Origin of the sequence: Xenorhabdus griffiniae, from assembly GCF_015163655.1 — a bacterium.
Lineage (GTDB): Bacteria > Pseudomonadota > Gammaproteobacteria > Enterobacterales > Enterobacteriaceae > Xenorhabdus > Xenorhabdus griffiniae.
On the sequence record NZ_JADEUF010000030.1, the window covers coordinates 16,881 to 35,848 of the forward strand.

General features: G+C 39.3%; 15 protein-coding genes and 1 pseudogene. 5 read left to right on the top strand and 11 right to left on the bottom strand.

Annotated features, from left to right (window positions below; genetic code table 11):
- Positions 1–123: 123 nt before the first annotated feature.
- The 5 genes from IQ211_RS07085 to IQ211_RS07105 form a co-directional block, all read right to left on the bottom strand.
- Positions 124–1,893, bottom strand: a complete 1,770-nt coding sequence (locus IQ211_RS07085; protein ID WP_189758422.1) for a hypothetical protein — start codon at positions 1,891–1,893, stop codon at positions 124–126.
- A gap of 266 nt (positions 1,894–2,159) precedes the next feature.
- Entirely contained in the window at positions 2,160–6,320 is a 4,161-nt protein-coding gene (locus tag IQ211_RS07090; protein ID WP_189758423.1) for an inverse autotransporter beta domain-containing protein, read from the bottom strand.
- 144 nt (positions 6,321–6,464) lie between these two features.
- The gene (locus IQ211_RS07095; RefSeq protein ID WP_189758424.1) at positions 6,465–6,785 is read right to left on the bottom strand and encodes a YdbL family probable chaperone protein; all 321 of its coding nucleotides are present in this window, start codon (positions 6,783–6,785) and stop codon (positions 6,465–6,467) included.
- 10 nt (positions 6,786–6,795) lie between these two features.
- Positions 6,796–6,981, bottom strand: coding sequence for a YnbE family lipoprotein (locus IQ211_RS07100; RefSeq protein WP_223281581.1), 186 nt, complete (start codon positions 6,979–6,981; stop codon positions 6,796–6,798).
- Between the two features lie 35 nt (positions 6,982–7,016).
- Positions 7,017–9,641, bottom strand: coding sequence for a YdbH family protein (locus IQ211_RS07105; protein WP_189758426.1), 2,625 nt, complete (start codon positions 9,639–9,641; stop codon positions 7,017–7,019).
- A gap of 249 nt (positions 9,642–9,890) precedes the next feature.
- Here IQ211_RS07105 and IQ211_RS07110 point away from each other — a divergent pair, with 249 nt between their 5' ends.
- Positions 9,891–10,886 carry a 2-hydroxyacid dehydrogenase gene (locus tag IQ211_RS07110; RefSeq protein WP_189758427.1) on the top strand — a complete coding sequence of 332 codons (996 nt, stop codon included), beginning with the start codon at positions 9,891–9,893 and terminating at the stop codon, positions 10,884–10,886.
- Between the two features lie 210 nt (positions 10,887–11,096).
- Here the strand turns inward: IQ211_RS07110 and IQ211_RS07115 are convergent, their stop codons facing one another.
- Positions 11,097–12,428, bottom strand: a complete 1,332-nt coding sequence (locus IQ211_RS07115) for a phosphatidylinositol-specific phospholipase C domain-containing protein (RefSeq protein ID WP_193836339.1) — start codon at positions 12,426–12,428, stop codon at positions 11,097–11,099.
- 487 nt (positions 12,429–12,915) lie between these two features.
- On the opposite strand from IQ211_RS07115, the pseudogene IQ211_RS19500 reads away from it, so the two are divergent.
- Positions 12,916–13,089 (top strand): annotated as a pseudogene (locus IQ211_RS19500) (2-hydroxyacid dehydrogenase); the annotation flags it as partial.
- Between the two features lie 565 nt (positions 13,090–13,654).
- Here the strand turns inward: IQ211_RS19500 and IQ211_RS07120 are convergent.
- The 5 genes from IQ211_RS07120 to IQ211_RS07140 all read right to left on the bottom strand — a co-directional run bounded on the left by IQ211_RS07120 (position 13,655) and on the right by IQ211_RS07140 (position 16,797).
- Complete coding sequence (locus IQ211_RS07120; protein ID WP_189758429.1) at positions 13,655–13,966, bottom strand: type V toxin-antitoxin system endoribonuclease antitoxin GhoS; 312 nt, start codon at positions 13,964–13,966, stop codon at positions 13,655–13,657.
- A 264-nt stretch (positions 13,967–14,230) separates the two neighbouring features.
- The gene (locus IQ211_RS07125; RefSeq protein WP_273571205.1) at positions 14,231–14,668 is read right to left on the bottom strand and encodes a YcgN family cysteine cluster protein; all 438 of its coding nucleotides are present in this window, start codon (positions 14,666–14,668) and stop codon (positions 14,231–14,233) included.
- An 18-nt stretch (positions 14,669–14,686) separates the two neighbouring features.
- The gene (locus IQ211_RS07130) at positions 14,687–15,343 is read right to left on the bottom strand and encodes a fumarylacetoacetate hydrolase family protein (protein WP_189758431.1); all 657 of its coding nucleotides are present in this window, start codon (positions 15,341–15,343) and stop codon (positions 14,687–14,689) included.
- Positions 15,344–15,380: 37 nt separating this feature from the next.
- On the bottom strand, positions 15,381–16,466 hold the full coding sequence (locus IQ211_RS07135; protein WP_189758432.1) for a lytic murein transglycosylase: 1,086 nt from the start codon (positions 16,464–16,466) through the stop codon (positions 15,381–15,383).
- A 49-nt stretch (positions 16,467–16,515) separates the two neighbouring features.
- Entirely contained in the window at positions 16,516–16,797 is a 282-nt protein-coding gene (locus IQ211_RS07140; RefSeq protein ID WP_189758433.1) for a YcgL domain-containing protein, read from the bottom strand.
- A 156-nt stretch (positions 16,798–16,953) separates the two neighbouring features.
- Here IQ211_RS07140 and minC point away from each other — a divergent pair, with 156 nt between their 5' ends.
- The 3 genes from minC to minE are packed head-to-tail and all read left to right on the top strand — an operon-like array spanning position 16,954 to position 18,746.
- Positions 16,954–17,637 (top strand): septum site-determining protein MinC, encoded by a 684-nt coding sequence (gene minC / locus IQ211_RS07145; RefSeq protein ID WP_189758434.1) that lies wholly within the window; start codon positions 16,954–16,956, stop codon positions 17,635–17,637.
- A gap of 23 nt (positions 17,638–17,660) precedes the next feature.
- Positions 17,661–18,473, top strand: coding sequence for a septum site-determining protein MinD (minD, locus tag IQ211_RS07150; RefSeq protein ID WP_189758435.1), 813 nt, complete (start codon positions 17,661–17,663; stop codon positions 18,471–18,473).
- A gap of 3 nt (positions 18,474–18,476) precedes the next feature.
- Complete coding sequence (gene minE / locus IQ211_RS07155; protein ID WP_047770052.1) at positions 18,477–18,746, top strand: cell division topological specificity factor MinE; 270 nt, start codon at positions 18,477–18,479, stop codon at positions 18,744–18,746.
- The last annotated feature ends 222 nt before the right edge of the window (positions 18,747–18,968 follow it).

The window sequence follows — 18,968 nt, forward strand, 5'->3', positions numbered from 1 at the left end:
TTGCTGACTACCTCCACAGAAAATGGTTTTCAGTTAAGAATAAAAATATATTATGGGTTAAATATGGATCGTTGATTTTAATATTATAAAAAATATGAAGTTATTTACTATGAAAATATAAAATCAATCATCGTCATCATCCAGGCCGGGCAATGAGGTGTCCGTCATTCCGCGCCAATAATGACTAAATGTTGCCTTGTTGTTTTTATCCATCGTATAATACTCAAAATAAACAAATGCGGGTGAACCGTCACTATAAGAACGTATTCCATAATATAATGGGTGTTTAACTGGGATCACTGTAGAACATAAAGTTGTATTACTTGCCGGAATAGTATCTAGAGTCGCTGAAAGTTTTGTGTCAGGTAACTTGTGGAAAAAATTCTTATTACCCGACTTGACGTACATATTTACATATACAGTATCTCCCACTTTTGGCCGTTTATCATCTGTTGGATCGTTAGTTGCTGTTATTTTTACATAGGCATCATGCTTGCCATTTTTTATATAATTTGACAATTCCGTTCTGGTGGTATAGCTTCTCTCCCAAAACAACGCATTTTCCTCTCCTGGTTGTACCAACTGTGGGTCACCTGCATAATCAGCAAAACTGGAGTAAACCTGAACTTTATTATAGGTTCTTTCTATTCCATCTGACGGTACAAGGTCTGCTCTACCACCTGAAATTTTAATCATTTCTCCCATTGAATAACGAGTATTTCCTTTCCTCGCAATAACATAAAAAATCCCCTCCCATTCATCAGGTTTAAAGCTGGCAAAAGGAATAGGAAAAGAATATTTAGCTTCGTTAGCATCCTGCATATTATAAATGGGTAATATTAAACTATTAATATCAGGAATCCCATGTTTTTCTTTTGTGAAAAATAAAATATGATCATCTTGGGTAGGATTATCATAAGGTTGAATAGTAACTTCAAAAGTAGGATCGTCTGGCCCACCGTATATTACACCGCCGTCAGCGGCAGGTATCAGTAATAGTTCTAGATCATCGAAAGCAAGAAATGGTCTGGGAGAAATAATACACACTTTTTCTGACATATGTGGATATTCTTCTTGCCCTAAAATCACACATCCTAAGGAAAGTAAGGTCGGTTTATAATTAGTATCACTACTACCAACAGTTGATTTATTATTTGAATAAACACGAAACCTGATTTTTCCATTATTATCATCACTTGTAAGACTAATAAATATTTTACCATCAATGCTTGTAGGTGTGTAAATTATCAGTGGCGTATTTTTCTGATCTGGATCAGATGTAATAATAACATTTTTACTGATATCTTCGTCAAGTGAAGCAATAAGATAAACCAGCGCTTTTTTTAGTGGAGTATTTTGTGTATGATCACCTGTATCTTCTAGCAATTGAGTTTCGTAAAGAATATACGTATCTTTGGGATCATTGAATTTTGGATCAGAATATTTTTTAGGAATAACGCAGACTGGTTTGTCAGGAAGTAACTCCAAAGTATAAGGAAGTATTTTTTTTACATTGTAGCTAAAATCCTTATTATAAGCATTATTATTGCCATTATTTAAAGATACAGTAAAAGATACTTTACCATTTCTTATGGTGTTGGCATCATAATCGTCGATTACTATAGTATATAGTCCAGAATATATACTATTTTCATGGCCAGATGTTACAGGAGCATCTTTCGGTGGAACTATTGTTATACCACTATCAGCTTTTGCAGTGATACTAATAGAATACCCTGCTTGCAAATTACCAGTATTAACCGTTAATATCACGTTAAAGTAAAATTGCTGACCATAGATTAAAGTAGTATCAGGTGTTACTGATAACTTTGCGTCTATTTTTATTGAGGGAATACCACCACTCTGTAAATTACTTTTTTTTGTTTCTGACATAGTACACCTCACTGTGTGAATATATAAATATTATCTATGAACCCCACTATATTAAGCTAAATTCAAAATTAAATGTATAATGAAAAATGGTTATCAGGTGATAATAAAAAATTATCACCTGACTTAATTTTCACCATATGGTATTTTAGAGGATAGTTTATGATCTGATTTATTTAATAATACTTGGATTAAACTAATAAGTACAGCATGGATAAATCCACACGGCTTGCTATGAAATATTGCTCTTTGTTACATTATATTTCTGCTTAATAATACAGTGCACATAAAACATATGCATATATTGATTGACTCGTATCATCATTCGGTACTTCCTTACCAGTAGCTGTGTCATATGCCAAATAACTCCCGCTACCTTGGCGAGATTTTAGCATTTTAATATAAGTCGTATCTATATGATTAAAATCATCTAAAATACCAAATTTATAGGCGTCCGGAAATTCATCAGATAATGCTGTTCCTGCTCCTGTTGAAATCAAGTCTGAATAAAGAGGTGATATGTTATGTTGAACACTTGTTCGATATTCACACTTATTATTGTCATTCAATGGGTAAGAGATATCGTAACCCTGTACAGATATAAGAAGCATTTTTGGAAAAAATGTATAAGTGTATTTACGCTTTGTTCCATTTTTTTTCGTAATATCAAGGATAATTTCTTGTTGCCCTAAGGTGTTAAATGTAATCCATCCAGTATTATTGTCTACATTTATTATAGGCCACCCTCCATTCGGCTGTGGGCTATAGTCGGCAGTATCCCCAGGTTCAACGAGTTCCTCACCTTTGACGGATTTCAATTTAGCTGCCAATTGCCTAAAGATATTGTATGGCCTTTCTTGCTCAGTAAAAAGTTTGCTAACAGATTTATCTACGGTCTTTGTTTTAGGATCATACTTATAGACCATTGCCGCTGCTAGCACTGGCACAACATCAAAACTGACTTTGTCATGGGCAGACTGAGATAACGTATTTCCATCTGACCCAGCCATACTTAATGTTACTGCAACATCATCAATCCCCACTCCCACTACTCTACTCTTCAATGTTGCATATAAATACCCGTCTCCATCCGTCTTACCTGCCTTATCCCATTCAGGCTGAGGTAATTCTAGATCCGTAACTTCTGAATGATCCCTAACCCACCTAACATCACTGAATGAATAATTAGAAATTGGCTTTTTATTACCTTTTTTCTCAACGATCAGCGCCCTGTATTGATATTCTGACTTTCCATCACCAAGTAATGGTTTATTGGGATCAAATCCTTCTTTTTTCCCTGCCCGATTAACACGCCAGACTTCAACATGGCTAATTTCAAATTCTATTTTAAAATCGACAGGATCGGCACATTTCGGAAGTTCAGAGGCAGGTGCGCCAACAATTGTCAAACAGATAACAGCACCTTTAACAGCGGGCTGATTCTTCTGGCTTATTAATTTCGCCGTTAATGTCCCGCTATTTGGTGAAATACTGATTTCTCCCTGAGGTGAAAGAGAGAGACCTTTATCTGTTGGAGTCTTGAGTATCCATTCAAATTTACCCTTATATTTGTCAATATCATCAGCCTCAGTACCTGATATTGTTGCTGTGAAATCATATTCCCCACCTGGAAGAATGCTCCCACTCTTTTGTTTTAACGCTATTTTCTGAATTGTTGGCCATTTGAACGCCAAATCCACAGACTTCTTGATTTCAGAACCTTCTACAGAAGCCTCTACCGTCACTGTTTGAGCCTGCGTACTGGTCAATGTTGTGCTGGCATTACCACTACCATCAGTTGTACTGGTTGTTGAGGTAAGCGTGACCGCTGTCTGGTCAGGCGCCTTTATAGTCCAATTAACTTTCTTACCAGCCTCTGAATTTTTACCTATAGTATCCTTAACACTCACTGTCAGAGTATAACTATTACCTACTAATCTTGGGCTTGATGGTGTCACTGTTATTGACATTTGTTCCGGTTTAAAATCTACCGCCCGTTTTGCCTGTACCGGATTGTGGTTTCCAACCGTGAGTGAAACAACAACCCCCTGGACTGCCTTAGTGCTGGTTAAGCGTGCCGTTAATTGTCCTTGATCATCGGTTGTCTTATCTGATTGATCTAGCGTGAGTTCAGGCATGTTAGCGGGATGCTCTATCTTCCATGTCGCATTCGAAATGTTTTTCTTGAAAATGGGATTTTTATCAATACCTATGATTGTCGCCATATAGGTATATTTCTGGACACCGTCTGCCGTTAACGTCCCTGACGGGCTGACCTGTATATCTCCTCTAACCTGATAATCTTGGGTATCTTCAGTAAAGGTCACCGGAAATTGTGCAGAAACAGGCTGTTGGCCTTCAATGGAAAGTAAAACCGTGACATCTTTTATTGCCTCTGTGCTGGCCAGGGTTGCCGTTAATCTCCCGTTTTCATCCGTTGTGACATCACCATTTTGTGGGTTCCAAATAAGCCCATCGTGGTTCTTATCTTTACTCCAATTCACATTAGCGATTTTCTGATTTTTCGCCGGATTGTTATCACTATCTAATACCACAGCATTGTAAGTGTAAGTCTGGGAACCATTGGCTATCTGCGACGGTATAGGTGGTGAAACCTCAACTTTATCAATGTGGAAGTTGGTTGATTTTTTATCAAAGCTGACCTCCCCCACGGATTGTGGCGGCTGGTTATTCAGTTGCAGGTACACTTTGACATCTTTATGTGGTCGGGTACTTACTAATATCGGTTTTCGTTTGAAATGCCCATACTCATCAAGTGTAATAGAGTCTGATGTTTCCCAATCAATCCATTTCAATCCAGAATCCGGTCCGATTTTAGGATCGGTTATCCACTGAACATGGTTAATGGTAGCATTTTTTATTGGGGCACCATTGACCGTATCAAAGGTAATCACGGGGTTAAACGTATAGCCATCCTTTTTATCCCCCGTTGCCGGCAGTGGCCCCGCAGGGGTAAAGTAAGTCCCTTCCTGTTTTTTCAGTATAAATGGCCTGACAATTACACGCATTTCGACAGGTGCTGATTTTTGGTTATCTTCTAATTCAGCGAGAGCATAGATGGGGTAATTGTTATTTTGGTTATCACCGGATAAATAGGTTGGCAGAGTGATTTTTATGGTGTGTCCGACGCGGGAAGAAAGTTTTCCACCACGCAACTCAAAATCTTTATTGGTTGTCCAATGAATCTGCTTAACAAAAGCATTAGATGATAATTTGACGGTAATTTCGTGCTGTTCCTGGCTGTATCCAACGATAGTTTCCGGTAACGACAATTGCGCAATCGGTTTTTTCTGGTGCTCAAGTACAATATGATTATTCCTTTCTACAAGGTCATAACGGCTACCCGCTAATGTCCTTGCCGCTGCCACATTTTCTGGTGATAACTGCCCGCTCAGGGAAACACCTAGTTTATAGTTGAAATTCGCCAAAAACTGCGTTTCACTGTGCCCGCTTTCTCCCTGTTTATAATCCACGCCCAGAGTAAGTAGCGGAACTGGCGTGTAAGTCAGCCCCAATTTAGCCAAGTTAGGATTTTTCTGTTTCGTGTCACGATTGAATAAAGTCACATTATCGCCAAAATACTGCTCATAGGTCAGTTTGGCGCCCAGATGAGGATAAACGGGTAAGAAAAACTCCCCATTAATATCATAACCGGTGGCAGGGCGTTCATAATAACCGACAAAATCCCGTGAGTCTTTCCAGTTACTTAATCGATAATAGGTATTAGCAGAAAGTTTAATGTAATTTCCCCAAATTTCTCCACCCAACCCAAGGCGCTGATTCTTGCCCGTTAGATCGTAGTCATAAAAGGTATTCAGGCCATACATCCAGTTCTGATAAAAATAGCGCCCACCTAAACCGACGTTAATGGTATTACGACTATCTTTATTACGATAACCTAATTGTGAGAAAAATAACCTATCTGTTTTATTATCATAAAGTGGTAGTAATAGGTCGAGTGAATTATTCTCTAATCTTCCTTTTTTATCTAATCCAAAGTTGATTCTGACAGTCCCAAACTGGGATAGCCATTTTTGAGATTCTGAAGATACGGTACTGTTAAATTTACCCAAAGCATAGGTTTTTACTTTTTCCGCTAATTCTGAAGGTGAAGATGATAGAATGTTCCCTGCAATTTGGATATTTTGGTTAATAGAGTTTAGATCCTTATTTATTGAAGCATCATTATTTTCATTTGAATTGCTTTCTTTCTTATTTTTTGAATTCGCTAAGTTTCTACTTGATTTTTCAATTTTAAAATCCATGTTATTTTTCTGTTCTGTGCTTTGTAAGTATTTTTCTTCCATTTTCATATTATAAACAGAGCCAGAACTCATCAAAGATGATGGCAGTAATAAAAAACACAGAAAAACAAAGAAACGAATAATGTTGACTATATGCTGTAACATATGCTGTTCCTAAGATATTATTCTCTTTCATTTGAAAAGCACAATAAAATGTCAACTAATTATATAGCACATAAATTGAAGATTTTAACAGGAAATTGATAAAAATTTTTAATGCTATAGCCAAACCAAGTCGAATCATTCCCCCTATTTCTGCACCCAATTACCATTAATACCAAGGACATATTCGCCTGAAGCGGCGCGGTTTACCAGCTTCTCTCCTGCCATCCTGGCAACTTGCTCTGTCGTCATGTTGTTTTGGGCCGCGATCTCCGCATACTTCTTTTGCCGCTCATTGTTAATTTTTTTCACTACTGATTGAGCTTCTTGGCCATTTTTTACTGGTGCAAGATAGCCACTGAATGTCTCTCCCACCAGCCCTTGTTGTTTTGCTTCATTTAACGTCATGCCCTTGGCAAAAGGGCTGAATAACAGGCTTAACAGAAATATCATTCCTACTTTTTTCATGTGTTAGCCCTTAGAATAAGTTAGAGTTATTTTTAAGCATATCTTCAATTTGCCTGTCAACTTTAATATGAATTTCATGCTCAATTTTCACGTTCATATTGATGTTGATAGGCTTATCCGGTGTCGCCACTTCCAGCCTGAGACAGCCCATCAATGCCATACTGAATAAAGCTACGCTGATCCACATTACACTCATTCTTGCTGTTGGCAACTTGAATCCAATATTTGTTATCATTTATCACTCCCACCTATCACAGATATATTTTTCTGCAACCATTCTTCCAGATTGCTGCCAAAACGCAGACTACGCCATAATTGAAAAATATTCTCCTCATGATGATAGTTAAGCCTGACTTCACGTTTTCTATCCACCACGGGATTTACCCCACTAATCTCTGAATGCAATGTTAAGATCCCCAAGTTATCGAGCGTAACGTAAGCTTTTGACCGATCGATTTCTAAATAACGCAGCCAATCCATTGCCATACCTGCCGATAAGTCATTTTTTCCTATAGAATCAACTGTATCCTTGTCCAACCTTAATGTCAGATAATCCTCATTGGATACCCATCCTCGTTGAATAATCCAATGTTTATCGTTTAATAATATGGGTAATTCACCATGAATTTTTCCTGACATCGCTATTTGTTTGACTTTCAATACGCCAACTAATTTGCTCAAATTCAGTTTGTTAAACCGCAATACCGCAGCTTCTTTTTGTGGGATCTGTAATTGCTCCATCGCCAATTTTCCATCCAGCATATCCACATTCACATTGGTCAACGTCAATGGCTGTTTGTCTGTTGCGGGATAGTATCCTAGCAGATCGGCTGTTACATTTTGCATATCAAACAGACCTTTAATTGCCTTGATCCGCAACTGGACGGGCGATCCCAGCCCTAATTGCCACGTGTCCTCTTGTAAACGCCACGGTAAAACAAAATCCAGGTCATTAACTTCCCCATTTTTCAGCCACATACCCGCATTTTTGACCACCCAATGACCACCAGCCAGCAATCCTTGCCCCTTTGCTGCGGAAAAAGCAGCCTGAGCATAGAGAGTTCCACCAAGCACGGTAATCCCCAAATCTGGCGGAATTAAAGATTGAAAGGCTAATAAAGATTGCCTCGGCCAGCGGGCTTCTCCCCTTAATCGCTTTCCATCCCAACGACTATAAAAGGGAATGGGACCAATACCGTTAGAATATAGCTTACCATTCAACATAAAGTTCTCAGGAGATTCTCCTGCAAGCGTGGCTTTAAAATCAAAAGCAGGCAAAAAACCACCAGAACGAAATTCTGTTTTCTGAGCAGATAATTGTAAATCTCCCGTTAAATTGGGACGATCTGCTGTCCGCTCCCAAATTAACGCGTTTGTCAGTTTTAAGCGCGGTGCTTGCATCTTCACAAGACCATATTGGATAAGATCAAAACCGGTATTTAATGTATCTACTGTTATCTTTGATTGATTCCAACTTCCCCTGCCCGCGATATCCCATTTGGCTTGTAACGGTGGTAAATGCCCATTTCCCCAATAACGCCAATTCCAATTTCCCTGATCGGGTATAAAATCCTTTGCAGAACCATCCAGATGTAGCTTAAATCTCCCCCAATAGCTGTCTTGTGCCGTCACAATAGCTTGAAGACGGCCGGTAAAGCCATCACGAGTCAAATAAATGCCTGCTAAAGGTAATCTGGCTTCCTTGACAGTCAATGTTTCACTGACTTTCCCCCATGCCCGAAACAGAGCACCTGGACGAAAAGTAATTTTAGGATCAACCAATGGCCCTGTTATAACGGCAGGCAATGACATCGTCATAACCATCCTGCCGCTATTCATTTGCCCGGTAACCTGAAACGGAATATGAGCATTGGTTATATTGACTGGGGTAGGTTTCACGGAAAGAACAACATTGCCTTTACCCTGCTTATTTTGAGTAACCAGACTTATCCGCCCACTGGCAAACATGCCTGACAAACCTTTTTTCCATTGTTCAAGTGTAATATTTACTCGTCCAGACAACGCTTGATGACTCTCCAACCATTGCCATTTTCCATTAACAATCTGGAACTGCGATTCGTCGAATGACCAAGGTAATTCTGCCAATAGTTGCTGATTTTTTTCTTTAATAACGGTGAACAACCCGCGCTGTTCCTGCCAACTCAATGCCATTTGCAACGGTTCGGGATATTGGCTCAGAGATACGTGCGCTATGATTTGGCCATGTCTTGGTAGCGTTGCAGTATTTAAGGGCAATGCTATATTTCCATTCAGGGAAATCACCTGTTCAGGTAGCTTCACAAAAAAACTCTGTACAATGAGATCTTGTTTATCTGCAATATGTGCATTGAGTTTTAATTTTTCCCCTTGATAAGAGAACATTTGCCCTTGGGATGATGAACTCAGTTGAAGTTTGCCAGCAAATTCGGGCCAAGGCATAAGAGCCAGCCGATCAACAGTAAGACTAAGCGAAGGTATTGCGGATAATATCTCTTGCACAGATAGCGGTGCTGATTGCTCTTCTGCTACAGAGAGTTGCGCCAGGCATTGGCTCTGACTATCAATATTGGTGGCATGAATATTCCAGTGGCGATTTTCACTATTTTTCCCGGATAAGTATTCCACAGATAGTCCGGAGATTTTGATCCATTCACACTCTTTTGCCTGTAATGACAGTTCATCTAACCACAATCCGCTGTTCTTCCATCGAGGTTGGCTTAAAGAAAACGTGACTCCTTGTGGCAACCAATAACTGGCAATCAATGGTAACCAGCGTGGAAGTGTATACCATCCCATCGACACCAATAACGCCAGCATTACCATTATCACTGCAAACACTTTGAGTATTTTTGCCATTAAATCCTTATCTCTTCTTGTCAACCTGAGAACAACTTCCTGTTATGATAATCTCATATCAGGCTCTAAGCCGATTTATTATACAAGCTATCCCTATGAATAGCTTATCCGGCGATTTATTCGAGTATAGCGAAAGATAACGCTTAGAACCTTCAGGAGACGTCATGATTGCAGGCAGTTTTTGCAGCAAAGTGAATTTAATGAATGGCTCGAATGATTCTATAGTTACTGTATAGTGGAGATGTTGTTATGAAACTGGTTGTTTACAGTACAAAGCAGTATGACCGTAAGCATTTTGAAATGCTCAACCAAAGGCTTGGCTTTGATTATCATATCGAGTTTTTTGATTTTCCTTTAAGTCCACAAACTGCCAAAAATGCCGTTGGTGCAGATGCCGTCTGCATTTTCGTCAATGATGATGGTGGACGGGAAGTGCTGCAAGAACTGGCAGAGATGAATATCAAAATCCTGGCACTACGCTGTGCCGGATTCAACAATGTCGATCTGGATGCAGCAAAAGAATTAGGCATCCAGGTTGTTCGAGTTCCTGCTTATTCCCCTGAATCCGTTGCTGAACATACTGTTGGGTTGATGCTATGTCTTAATCGACGTATCCACCGCGCCTACCAGCGCACCCGCGATGCTAATTTTTCCCTGGAAGGATTAACTGGTTTTAATATGTATAAACGCACTGCGGGCATTATCGGAACAGGAAAAATCGGTATTGCTACTTTGCGGATTTTGAAAGGCTTTGGTATGCGTTTACTGGCATATGATCCCTACCCTAATCCTGAAGCCTTGAATATGGGTGTGGAATATGTAGACCTGGATACTTTATATGCTGAATCGGATGTGATCTCCCTGCATTGCCCCATGACACCGGAAAACCATCATTTATTGGATGAAACCGCATTCAACAAAATGAAAGATGGCGTGATGATCATTAATACCAGCCGAGGCGCCCTGATTGATTCCGTGGCTGCTATTAATGCACTGAAACAACAAAAAATTGGTTCGTTGGGTATGGATGTTTATGAAAACGAAAGAGATTTATTCTTTGAAGATAAATCAAATGACGTTATTCAAGACGATATCTTCCGCCGTTTATCTTCTTGTCATAATGTGCTGTTCACCGGCCATCAGGCATTCTTAACCGAAGAAGCCTTAACCAGTATCAGTGAAACAACTTTGCAAAATATTCAGCAATTAGTTTCTGGAAAGGTTTGTCCAAATCTTGTTGAATAATTTTCAATAATTACTAATAACCACTTCTGCGGTTATGATTACTTAATATTAACTGGGTAATTCTTTTATACGCATTAAACTTCAAGTTGCAATTTACAACACGATATCAGACGCATCTTGAAGTTAGATTGATATCACCAAAATACAGTGCTACAAATCTCACGAACAGAAAACACAATGTATCCTGTTCGTGAGTCTTTTATAATAAAATTAATTGACCGCTTTGTTTTCAAAAGTCATTTGCCACTCATCTTGTGCCACGTTACCACCCAAAGCCCAACACGGGACAAGTTTTCTGTTCTCTGTATATGAAAGACTGCTTTCATAGAGATAACATTTATAATATTCATTATAAATGTTACCGTTTTTTATAGTCCAAACGCTTTCTCTCGTTGGCACACCATTAATCCGGGTAAACACCGTTCTTCTGTTATCCTCAATAAAAACACTGGCATACAAAAACTCTTTATAATAGGTGTTGAATATATAATACTGAGCATTTTTTTCATCGTAAGGAATTAACATCCAAAAACCATTAATTACCTTATTTCCCGGAGCCCAGTCAAAAACCTGTCTCCTCTCCTCTACTGAGTCCATATATAAAGAAGCATAGAAATAATGCCTCCCATAATATTCATTAAAAATAGAATATATCGGCAAATTATATAGATTTCTATTTTCATTCCTCTTTACTATCTCAGCAACCATTGCATCAGTGTAAAAGTCCATTACAATGATCCCAATGTGTGGTGCCTCATTTTTTGAATTATCTACCAGATCACAACCCAACCCCTCTTTAAATTCATGGACCAGATTAAGTAGGAGTGGTTTGGCAAACGACTCTGGATAACCAGTGATTACTGAAGTTGGATCCTCTGGTGCACCACAGTGATTTAAATATATTTCAGGTTTATCATTATTTCGATTTGATTTCGTTGACTCATTTACAAAGTCAATTATTTTTGATTTCTTACGTGGTTCATCATAATGGACATTCACATCCTGAACCTTTATAGAACTATAGGGAATTCCTGGCAATGTAAGTACATTTGAAAGAATAACAATCTTTCCCCTTACTTCACCAAGTGTTGGAATAGCAGACTCCAGATACATGCTGCTATGATAGAATGAGTAATGTGTATTAAATATTTTTAAAAATTCACTATCAGGAGTAGATGATCCTTCTTGTTTTATTCTCATAATAATGGTTTCAGAACTATTATACTCCAGAAAGGAAATGCATTCATTTAAAACATCACCAAAGTTTATATTGAGATAAAATTTATCATAATGGATGGTGAATACGTCATTAATTGCACAACATCTAATATCCAGATAACGGATACCATCTTCCAGTTGTTTTGTTATTGTACAATCCGAATTTTGTGTGGCAATATTTCTATCAACAATACTCGGTTGCCCCGATGCCCCTTTTCTGGCACAGCTGATGTGAGTTCCCGGAATAGATATGCACGCTAAACTTTTACTGTCATCGATGCAACTCATCCAGTTGTTAGTATTGCTTAATAACGAATATCTCATACTTACCTCCCCAAAAAAATAATACTGTGATACCTTATTAATCAAAGAATCTAAGTTCCACTCGGCAGGCGATGCTATTTCCCTATTATCGAGAAAGATTAGAGAAATAGGCGATTAAGGAAAAAATTAAAGAATGGCTATTTCACCATCCTTAAGGACAAGATGACAGTTAGTATTAAATGGCTTATCTACTCCTATTCACTCTTAATCTGGTTCGTCTCTTCCTCGGACAATAATCGTTATATAGTATATTGTTCATGTTAATAAAAGTTTTCTGACCCGGAATGCTCACTAGAAAAACAAATAATGAACACTTGTAATTATAATAAAAGCAACTTTAATAAGCGTGCCCAACTTCACAAAACTGCACAATTTTTCTTGATATTGTAACGTATTGCATTTAATAAGGTTTTCCAGCATAATGCCATGCCCCAAATATCCAACGCATGATATAAAACCCCTTTGATATCAAACAATAATATAATTACACGAGTTTATTAAGGATGATATCTTCCATCGTTTATCTTCTTGCCATAATGTGCTGTTCACTGGGCATCAAGCATTCTTAACCGAAGAAGCCTTAACCAGTATCAGAGAAACGACTTTGCAAAATATTCAGCAATTAGTTTCTGGAAAGGTTTGTCCAAATCTTGTTGAATAATTTTCAATAATTACTAATAACCGTTCCTATGATTGTGATTACCCAGTATCAACTGGGTAATCGGGCATCAAATAATAAAATAAAACCCCGCCAAAGCGAGGCGAGGTTTATAGTTAATTTCGTTTATGTTCTTATGACAAGATAATGCCAATTGTCAATGTTACAGTAATCCAAACCCCTACAAACGTTACATAGCTCACCAATCTGTTCTTCATTTTACTTTCCCTCATTATCAAACAAACATCCATAGCTGCACGGTAGTGGCCCTAACGATCTGACATAAAAAATATAAACAGCATTTAATATATATTTGGTATGCGGCATAAGTGCCATATTAATATTTATTACAAAGGGTATTAAATTAGCCAGGTTGTTATATACCAATCTAATTTCAATGCGTGTGATGTCTCCCCGCTTTGCGGGGAGACATCAGGTTTCATCGCGTGTTGTAAAGTGAAACTTGAAGTTTAATGTGTATATTAGTAAGACAATGTTCAGGTAATAAAATTAACCAGAATAAGAGAGTTAGATCATAAAAAAACACAACACGTGGTTTCTTAACGAATTATTCACCAAAACCGGATTCAGTATGTGGTTTTTCGGGATATAGCGACGCACTCCAGTTACTGTAAGTGCAAACAAATATCGCAGGATCTTTATTTGAAAATGGTGTAGCCATAGATTTGATTTTTTCCGCCAACTGCACGGATTCCATCGTCGAATGACCAATATAAGTGCCACCAGGCAGGCGATGCCATTTCCCATTAGGAAAGCGGATAGATTGGCTGAATTGATTCGCCGTCATCCTTTTATGTAATTTTTCATAACCCTCAATACCCGTGCCATAAAGCTCCACACGAATCAAATAACTTGCCATGTCTCTTTCCTTGTTTTTGATTTTTGACCAAACAAGTTATCAGTTTTTCTTTACTGTTTAAAGTCAGAAAAACGGGAGAAAAATCCGATATTAATGCCAATTCCGAAACTTACATTATAGGTATTTGATATAAAATCCTTTTCATATCAAATAATAAGATATACCAATCTAACTTTAAGATGCGTGTGATTTCTCCCCGCATCGCGGGGAGGCATCAGGTTTCATAAAGTGTTTAAAGCGCAACTTGAAGTTTAATGCGTATCATTACATTGGTGTATTTAAAATATGCTCTTCCCAATCCACCACATCCACTTCACGCACAGCAATATGCCTGACAGAAATACGCTCCGCATGCATGGCCGATTTTGAACCACTGACCAATGGATGCCAAGGTAGGAGTCTTTGCCCCTCGCCAATCAGACGATAAGCACACGTCTTTGGCAGCCATTCAAAGGTGTTCATATTCTCACGGGTCAATTTGATACAGTCAGGCTCGTATCTGAAACGATCTTCATAATTCTTGCACTGGCAGGTTTTAATATTCAGTTGATTGCAAGCAACATTGGTAAAATAAATTTCATCCGTATCCTCATCCATCAACTTATGCAGGCAGCACTGACCGCAGCCATCACATAGTGCTTCCCATTCTTGATCTGTCATTTGTTCTAAGGTTTTCACCTGCCAGAAAGGTTGAGACATAATTTCTGTCATTCCTCGTAGTTAAATCACTCTGGTTGTCAAAACGTGCTCATTGAGAGAAACATCTAACACATCACCAGATTGCAATGGCCCTACGCCTTCAGGCGTTCCCGTCAAGATAATATCGCCCGGACGTAAGGTAAAAAAACGCGACATGTAGCTAATCAACGGGATGATAGGCGTTCGCATGTCACTCGTATTGCCGTTTTGACGTAATTCACCATTGACTGTCAAAGAAAGTTCGGCATTTTGTGGATCACCAAAGGCATTGACAGGAATAAACCCTGATATCGGGCATGATCGATCAAATGCCTTACTTTTTTCCCACGGTTGCCCCGATTGTTTAAATTCACGCTGCAAATCACGTAATGTCAAATCCAGTGCAACTGCGAAACCTGCAATCGCCTGACTGACTCGCTCTTCATTGGCATTCTTAAGTGCTGAACCAATCAAAACAGCCAATTCTATTTCATGGTGCACAGCACCTAATTCTTGTGGGATGAAAACAGGCTGGCGCAGATCACACAGCGCTGTTTCAGGTTTGATGAATATCACCGGCTCTTCAGTGGATTGGGAGCCCATCTCTTTCATATGCTTGTCATAATTACTGCCGACACAAACAACCTTATTAGCAGGAAAATCTAACAATACTCCCTGCCAATCCCGATGCTGGTACATAACATGGTTCCTTTATCTTGTTTTCAGGATTTGATTTTCAGCGAGTGAGAAAATGAGTACGTTGCATAATACCGTCTGCCATCATACCAACACTGAGGGCAAAATAGTAAGAGCGATTCCAGTGCATAATAGTGCGGAAATTTTGAGTCACCCAAAATGCCCGTTGGGCCGAATCATCAGGGATGACTATCCAACCTTTCGTATTTGCAGGTAATTTAGCAAAATGCGGAGATGAAATTCCCAATGCCTGCCATTGAGCAATGGTTTTTCCCTGTTCGGGTTTAACGCCTTCTAAAGCGATATCAAAGCTTGTAGGTAACGAGATGGCATATCCCCAAGGTAAGCCCGGTTTCCATCCTTCCTTATGTAAGTAATTGGCAGTCGAGGCAAAAACATCTGCTTTATTACGCCAAATATCAATTTGACCATCACCATCGCCATCGGCACCATACGTTAAGTAAGAGGTTGGCATAAATTGGTTTTGTCCCATTGCGCCCGCCCAAGAACCTTTTAGCGCCTGATCTTTATCAATATATTGATTTTCAATTATTTCTAACGCTGCCAGTAACTGTTTGATAAAAAACACTTCTCGGCGTCCCTCAAAAGCCAGCGTAGATAAAGCCGAAATGACATCTTCTTTTCCCTGAAATTTGCCAAAACCACTTTCTAATCCCCACAAAGCAACAATATAAGCTTCGGGTACACCGTATTTATGGCTGATCCTTGCTAACAGGGACTTATTATCCTCATATTCCCGGGCACCCTGCTCAATCTTCCAGGTTGGCAAGACACGCGTCAGGTAATCATCCAGAGTCACTTTCTTTTCTGGCTGGTTACGATCGGCTTTAATAACGCGCGGGATAAAATGGATATTGGTAAATGCTCGATCTAATGTTTTTTCACTGATCCCTTGCTCTCTGGCTTGCTGTTTTAGCAAAACCACATAGGCGGGGAACTGTGATGGTTCACGGGCACTCAATGGAAAATCTTGCTCCAATGCCCTGACTTCAGCGTGGGATCGTGAAGCCAACACGGATGGATGGTACAATTGTTTGCCACTTAATGTACTGCACCCTGCCAGCAAAGTTGCTGTCAATAAAGTCAGCCCAGTGATTAATTTCATAAATCGGCTCCTCCTCAATAATTCAGGATCAGGCAGTTACCCGCAATTTTTATTGTTTAGGCGGCTTATTTGGTGCCAGGTGCGCATTGAGCAAACTTTCCACTGGCGGTGGTACTTGCAGGTAAAAACCTTGCTCACTCAACGCGGTTTTTACTTTTTCAATATCAGCATTGGCCAGTTTTTTTCTTTCTGTTAATGAAATCATCATTGAATATTGAGGTTCACCAAACGTTTTTAACAACTCGTCAGGAACGCGCGAAAAATCGCCTCTTTTTTCAATATACAGATATGTTTGGTCACGTTTTGGGCTTCTGTAGATTACACAAATCATTGTTATAAACTCTTTTAAATTAACGCTGTGACTTGCTTGAATAATTCACTAACTATAACATGCTTATTATATCTAAGAATATCGTCTCCCAGAGGCTTAGGAAAATGTTTGTGTAAACTACCTTGGGAAACTTAACCTTGCTGAGTCAGAATATCGATGTCACAATCGCCAATTGAGCTAAAAGGCAGTAATTTTACGCTTTCGGTCGTTCATTTATATGATGACCAGCCGGAAGTTATTCATAAAGCTATGCAGGAAAAAATGGAGCAAGCGCCCGAATTCCTGAAAAATGCGCCCGTTGTTATCAATATATCTGCTCTCCCTGTCGATGCAGATCTCCTCGCACTCCACCGAGCCATTGAGTCAGTAGGGTTGCGCATCGTTGGCATCAGCGGTTGCCAAAACGAAGAGCAACGAGAAGTTGTTCTAAAATCTGAACTTCCTTTATTGAAAGAAGGTAAAAGTCAGAAAGTTCTTACTCAAGAAAATAAACCGGCTGAACCTATTTTCAAAAAAACTCGTATAATTAATACACCTGTTCGTTCAGGACAAAGAATTTATGCACCAAACAGTGATCTTATTGTGACAAATAATGTGAGCGCTGGTGCAGAATTAATCGCTGATGGAAATATTCATATATATGGTGTGCTGCGTGGACGAGTATTAGCAGGCGCATCTGGTGATCAAGAAAGCCAGATTTTCTGCACCCATTTAAACGCTGAACTCACCTCTATAGCAGGTCAATATTGGCTCAGCGAGAAAATTCCAGAAAATTTTGTTGGCAAGGCAGCAAAATTACGTCTGGTGAACAATGAATTAACTATTGAAACTTTAGTCTAGCCCTTATAACAAGGAATCGCTTCATGGCACGCATTATTGTTGTTACATCTGGTAAAGGTGGCGTTGGCAAAACCACTTCAAGCGCGGCCATTGCTACCGGCCTCGCCCAAAGAGGAAAAAAAACCGTCGTTATTGATTTTGATATCGGTTTACGAAACCTCGACCTCATTATGGGATGTGAACGCCGTGTGGTTTTTGACTTCGTGAACGTCATTCAAGGTGACGCCAGCCTGAACCAGGCCATTATCAAAGATAAACGCACAGATAATCTCTATATTCTGCCCGCTTCCCAGACTCGCGATAAAGAAGCACTCACCCGAGACGGCGTTGAAAAAATTCTGAATGAATTGGACCAACAGGGATTTGAGTTCATTATCTGTGATTCACCTGCTGGTATTGAAAGCGGCGCATTGATGGCGCTTTACTTTGCCGATGAAGCAATTATTACGACAAACCCTGAAGTCTCTTCTGTTCGTGACTCTGATCGTATTTTAGGTATCCTGGCATCCAAATCACGCCGAGCAGAACAAGGTGACGAGCCTATCAAAGAGCACCTTCTGCTGACACGCTATAATCCAGGGCGTGTGAACCGCGGCGATATGTTGAGTATGGAAGATGTACTGGAAATTCTGTGCATTCCTTTGCTTGGTGTTATCCCTGAAGATCAATCTGTTCTCCGTTCATCCAACCAAGGGGAACCGGTCATTTTGGACAAAGACTCTGACGCGGGTAAAGCATACGAAGATACTGTTTTACGTTTACTCGGTGAAGAGCGGCCTTTCCGTTTCATCGAAGAAGAAAAAAAGGGCTTTTTAAAACGCCTGTTTGGGGGGTAACGCATGGCTTTGTTAGATTTCTTCCTGTCGAGAAAAAAACCGACGGCCAATATCGCCAAGGAGCGGCTACAAATCATCGTGGCAGAGCGGCGCCGTGGTGACTCTGAGCCTGCCTATTTGCCCGACATGAAACGGGATATTCTGGCTGTAATTTGTAAGTATGTACAAATCGATCCAGATATGCTTTCTGTGCAATTTGAGCAAAAAAATGATGATATTTCTGTACTAGAACTAAATGTAACATTACCTGAGGTTGAAGAATCGCCAAAATAGCAGTATCAAACAACGCTATTTAATTTAAGATGGTGATTTTTAAAACAATTTGTTATTTAAATAATAGTGTAAGAAGTAAAAGCAATTTTCCCTGCCTATATATCAGGCAGGGGGTCGTGACATCAATTTATTGAATCATGTATAGTATGCCTATTTGGAGAACATTCAGATGGCAAAGATTGATGTGACCTGTCCCTCTTGTTGTGCAGTTAAAGGGATCCA

Excerpts from the sequence above, each read along its gene's own strand:
- minE (WP_047770052.1), top strand. The coding sequence starts at position 18,477 with ATGGCTTTGTTAGATTTCTTCCTGTCGAGAAAAAAACCGACGGCCAAT.
- IQ211_RS07085 (WP_189758422.1), bottom strand. The coding sequence starts at position 1,893 with ATGTCAGAAACAAAAAAAAGTAATTTACAGAGTGGTGGTATTCCCTCA.
- minC (WP_189758434.1), top strand. The coding sequence starts at position 16,954 with ATGTCACAATCGCCAATTGAGCTAAAAGGCAGTAATTTTACGCTTTCG.
- IQ211_RS07095 (WP_189758424.1), bottom strand. The coding sequence starts at position 6,785 with ATGAAAAAAGTAGGAATGATATTTCTGTTAAGCCTGTTATTCAGCCCT.
- IQ211_RS07140 (WP_189758433.1), bottom strand. The coding sequence starts at position 16,797 with ATGATTTGTGTAATCTACAGAAGCCCAAAACGTGACCAAACATATCTG.
- minD (WP_189758435.1), top strand. The coding sequence starts at position 17,661 with ATGGCACGCATTATTGTTGTTACATCTGGTAAAGGTGGCGTTGGCAAA.
- IQ211_RS07105 (WP_189758426.1), bottom strand. The coding sequence starts at position 9,641 with ATGGCAAAAATACTCAAAGTGTTTGCAGTGATAATGGTAATGCTGGCG.
- IQ211_RS07120 (WP_189758429.1), bottom strand. The coding sequence starts at position 13,966 with ATGGCAAGTTATTTGATTCGTGTGGAGCTTTATGGCACGGGTATTGAG.
- IQ211_RS07090 (WP_189758423.1), bottom strand. The coding sequence starts at position 6,320 with ATGTTACAGCATATAGTCAACATTATTCGTTTCTTTGTTTTTCTGTGT.
- IQ211_RS07100 (WP_223281581.1), bottom strand. The coding sequence starts at position 6,981 with ATGAGTGTAATGTGGATCAGCGTAGCTTTATTCAGTATGGCATTGATG.
- IQ211_RS07130 (WP_189758431.1), bottom strand. The coding sequence starts at position 15,343 with ATGTACCAGCATCGGGATTGGCAGGGAGTATTGTTAGATTTTCCTGCT.
- IQ211_RS07110 (WP_189758427.1), top strand. The coding sequence starts at position 9,891 with ATGAAACTGGTTGTTTACAGTACAAAGCAGTATGACCGTAAGCATTTT.
- IQ211_RS07115 (WP_193836339.1), bottom strand. The coding sequence starts at position 12,428 with ATGAGATATTCGTTATTAAGCAATACTAACAACTGGATGAGTTGCATC.
- IQ211_RS07135 (WP_189758432.1), bottom strand. The coding sequence starts at position 16,466 with ATGAAATTAATCACTGGGCTGACTTTATTGACAGCAACTTTGCTGGCA.